The sequence below is a fragment of the Xanthomarina sp. genome (assembly GCF_035306605.1).
Lineage (GTDB): Bacteria > Bacteroidota > Bacteroidia > Flavobacteriales > Flavobacteriaceae > Xanthomarina.
The window spans coordinates 1-4,633 of record NZ_DATGNR010000051.1 but is presented as its reverse complement, the minus strand read 5'-3'; the positions used below and the strand labels follow the sequence as shown (position 1 = coordinate 4,633).

At 34.3% G+C, this 4,633-nt stretch carries 3 protein-coding genes; all 3 read left to right on the top strand.

Features of this window, described 5'->3' with window-relative positions; all coding sequences use genetic code 11:
* Positions 1 to 926: T9SS type B sorting domain-containing protein (locus VKY41_RS07965; protein ID WP_500813913.1), on the top strand; the 926-nt coding region annotated here is incomplete at its 5' end.
* 19 nt (positions 927 to 945) lie between these two features.
* Positions 946 to 1,875 carry a PorP/SprF family type IX secretion system membrane protein gene (locus tag VKY41_RS07960; RefSeq protein WP_500813912.1) on the top strand — a complete coding sequence of 310 codons (930 nt, stop codon included), beginning with the start codon at positions 946 to 948 and terminating at the stop codon, positions 1,873 to 1,875.
* Between the two features lie 17 nt (positions 1,876 to 1,892).
* Positions 1,893 to 3,830, top strand: a complete 1,938-nt coding sequence (locus tag VKY41_RS07955) for an OmpA family protein (RefSeq protein ID WP_500813911.1) — start codon at positions 1,893 to 1,895, stop codon at positions 3,828 to 3,830.
* Positions 3,831 to 4,633 lie beyond the last annotated feature (803 nt).

Sequence of the window (4,633 nt, the reverse complement as noted above, 5' to 3'; positions counted from 1 at the left end):
CTGTACCCTTTAAACTTTCGGGAGCCATAGATATAAGTGGCGTTTCAGATTTTTATCAAGGTATTGTTGACATTGATAATTTTGGAGGTAGCATTAATTTTTCTGAAACAGGTAGCCATACTAACGCTTCCGATGATAGTCATGTTGATGGTCCTGTATATAAAACAGGTTTTAATAGTTTTATTTATCCAATAGGAGATGGTGGTTTTTATCGTTTTGCAGGCGCCTCAGACTCTCAAGCAGAAAGTCGATATAAAGCAAAGTTTTATTATGAAAACTCAAACGATTTTTATCCCCATTCATTAAGGGCAGGAGTTATAGATGCTATTGATGATCAAGAGTATTGGACTATAGAAAAGGAGTCGACCAATCCAGATGATGTACTGATTACGTTATCCTGGCGAGATGTAACTACCCCGGAGGCCTTTATCATGGCGGCGGGTCAAGAAGCTATAACTATAGTGCGTTGGAACGAATCTACGAATATGTGGGTGAATGAAGGTGGTGTTGTGGATATGGACAATCAAACTGTAACTACAGCGGTTAGTGGGTATGGCGTATTTACTTTTGGATTATTAGATAAAGGATTAGTGCCCTCTGCTTGTGGAGTTACTGTGTATAATGCAATTACACCAAATAACGATGGTATAAACGATTTTTTCTATATCGATACGGGTAATATGGGGTGTGCACGAGACTTGCATGTACAAATATTTAACCGTTGGGGAGTAAAGGTTTATGAGTCTTTCGATTATGGTAACAATGGAGATGTTTTTAATGGGTTTTCTAATGGTCGATTAACTTTAAAAAGTTCTAATCAACTTCCATCCGGAACGTATTATTACATTTTAGATTATGAATATGATGGAAAAACTAATGTCGATCGATATAAACAAGCTGGGTATTTATACTTAAGTGGAAATTAATAAAAAACAACGAAACTATATGCATAATTTTATATCTAAAATAATTGTTTTAATACTTTTTGTAAGTGTGTTATCGGGTTTGGAACCTTTGCAAGCCCAGCAAGACTCCCAATACACGCAGTATATGTATAATACAGTTACAGTAAACCCAGCTTATGCTGGTACCCGTGGTTCGTTAAGCATGACTGGGCTATACAGAAACCAATGGGTTGGGCTAGACGGTGCTCCAGAGACCCTTAACTTTTCGATTAACTCACCTATTGGTGTTCAGGGTATTGGTTTGGGTTTAAGTTTTACTAGTGACAAAATTGGGCCATCCTCGGAAAGCTTGATTTCTGCAGACTTTTCTTATACTATTCAAGTAGCTGATGCATTGAAACTTTCCTTTGGTATTAAAGGAGGAATATCTCTTTTTAGTTTAGATCCTAACAAACTTACTATTTATAATCCTAACGATCACGATTTACGAAATGATCACTCTACATCTCCTGTAATTGGAGGTGGATTATATTTACACACTCAAAGTTGGTATCTAGGTCTGTCGTCTCCAAACTTTTTAGAGACTAAGCACTATGATGATATTGCAATTTCTACTGCTACCGAAAAATTACATGTATACTTTATTGGGGGCTATGTTTTTGATATAAGTAACAGTTTGAAACTAAAGCCTGCAGTGTTAGCCAAAGCCGTTTCGGGTGCTCCATTAGCAATTGATATATCTGCAAACGCACTAATAAACAATAGCTTTACTTTAGGATTAGCCTACAGACTAGATGCTGCCGTTAGTGCTATGGCAGGCTTTCAAATAGATGAGAATATTATGGTGGGCTATGCCTATGATTATGAAACTACCGATTTGGGAAGTTATAATAGTGGGTCTCATGAGATATTTTTGCGATTTGAATTAGGTACGAAACTTCGAGCAAAAGTAAATCCAAGATTCTTTTAATTCTAAAAAAAGGTATAATGAAAAACAGTATTACGATATTTAGTTTCCTTATTCTCAGCTTTTCAAGTGTTTCTTTAGTTTATTCACAAGAAAAAAAGATAAAAAAGGCTACAGAAAATTATGCACATTTAAATTATGTGAATGCTCAAAAAGTTTATTTAGCTGTAGCAGATAAAGGGCATCAGTCTGAAGAACTATTTACAAAACTAGCAAACAGTTATTATTTCAATGCGCAATACGATCAAGCCGTAATTTGGTATGAAAGGCTCTTTAATTTTGTTTCAGAACCAGAGCGGGATCTTGTTTATCTCCGATATTCACAAGCATTAAAAGCTATGGGGCAAACTGATAAGTCGTTAGAGTATTATGATGCTTTTGTACATAAAACTGGCTTTAACACAAATTCGAAAACTGCAAAGGATTACTTAGGGCTAATTCAACAGAACTCAGGAAGATACGAACTAGAAAGTCTTCAGGCAACATACAACGAAAATAAAATTACTTTTGGGCACGTTAAACAGGGAGATGCCCTTTATTACTCCTCTACCAACGATTCTAAAACCTTTTTGAACAAGAGAAGCGCATGGGACGGACTTAGCTTTTTGTCATTATATACCATCGAGCTTGATACTTTGAACCGTGCCATCAGTAAGCCTAAAAAGTTAACAGGGAATATTGAAAGTAAGTTCCATGAATCTTCGCCTGTATTTACAGAAGATGGAAATACCATGTATTTTACCCAGAGCAATCTTACTTATGAACATAAGCGAGACGATCAAAATCTAAAAATTTATAGATCTAAAAAAGTGGGCAACAAATGGCAAAAACCAGAAGAGTTATCTATAAATAGTGATCACTTTTCTACGGCTCACCCGAGTTTAAGTCCAGATGGAACCAAACTCTATTTTTCATCGGACAGACCAGGAGGTTTTGGAGAATCAGATTTATATGTTTCTAAAATTGACGCCAATGGTAATTTAAGTGAACCTGTTAATTTAGGGTCTCAGATTAATACTAGTGGTAAGGAAACATTTCCTTTTGTGTCGGCAAACAATGAATTGTATTTTTCATCTGATGGGCATTTAGGTTTAGGTGGTTTAGATGTGTTTTATGTGAAAATAAGAGATAATGATTATGGTAACCTATTGAATATTGGAGCACCTGTAAATTCCTATGCAGATGATTTTTCTTTTGGTATGGATGTAGAGACCCGTAGAGGTTTTATAAGCTCTAACCGTTCTTCGGTTGAAGGAGAATTTGTTTATGACAATATTTACTCTTTTTTAGAAACAACACCTATTATAGATGTTTATAAGGCTCAAATAGAAGGTTTTGTATTTGATAAGCAAACAGGTGTCCCTATAGCAAACGCTACTTTGATTTTAAAAGATTCGGAAGGCCATCAATATGCATCACTAGTAACAAATTCAGAGGGCTATTATCAAGTTGAAAGTAACCGTTTTGAAGTTTATACGCTACAAGTGTCTCATGAGAGATATGATTCAGATGATACCTTGTCTGAATCGGGATTAGAGACTCAAAAAATTAATTTCCATTTACAGCAAAACGAAATAGCATTAGTTCCAGGAGTTGATTTAGCAAAGGTGTTGAACATACCAATCATCTATTTTGATTTTGATAAATCTAATATTCGTAAAGATGCACAGGTAGAGTTAGAGAAGGTTTTTACTGTGCTTCAAGAACACGACCACTTAAGACTAAATATCCGATCGCATACAGATAGTCGTGGTAATTATGAATATAACCAATCACTTTCCCAAAGACGTGCTGTATCCACCATGAATTATTTGGTTTCAAAGGGTATAGATAGTAGCAGATTGACGTTTGAAGGTTTAGGTGAGAGTGAGTTGGTAAATGATTGTGGTGATAATGATATATGTTCAGAGGCTGAGCATCAAGCAAATAGACGGTCAGAATTTATTGTGATCGATTAAGTTTTATTCATGTTTTTACATGACTAAGTCCCCTTTTTAATAGCTAAAAACCAGAGTGACCCTCTGGTTTTTTTACCTGTCAATTTATCCTTTACATAGGAGGTTCCTATTTTTAATTAGTAAAAGGCCAATGTTATGATTAAGTTTTGTTAAGTTAAAAAGGTAATGGGTTTTATTTGTTTTTCAATGTTACATGATGGTTTTAAGATGCATACTTATGTAAGTTGTGTTTTGAGACATGGAAATGAACTAAGTTTTTTAGGGGTATATCCGATGGCGATTAATTTTTTGATTGGACTTTTGTTAATTTGGTATTGTATTGCTCCCATATTACTTGCTAAAAAAACAATATTAAAAAATAAAAAGCTACCTATAAGACTTAAGCTTTTTATCTTGTTTCCATTAGTAAATCTTCTAGCTTTAGCTATTTATATGGCAGTTTTATTGAGGAATATGAGTGTTAATAGTTTTGAATACGAAAGTATAGTTTTTAGAACGATTTTGCTTTTACACTTGTTTTCGGTGTTAAGTGTACTATATGTATTATATTTTGTTCTGAGGCTCATACCGTTTAAGGGCTAATGGTTTTTAACGATATGCAAACGGTAGTGCATTGTAATTTTTGTAAAATCCGGACTTATATATGCGGATAGTTACAGTAGTATATTGGTGAAAAATTAATACATTTTTACTTGTTTTTTACCGCAGTACTACGTTAAATATGTTTTCTTCTTTTAAAAGAAACAAGCATCATCGTTTATCCCTTGAAGCCATATTAAAAGCCAATAAATTAAACATGGAAC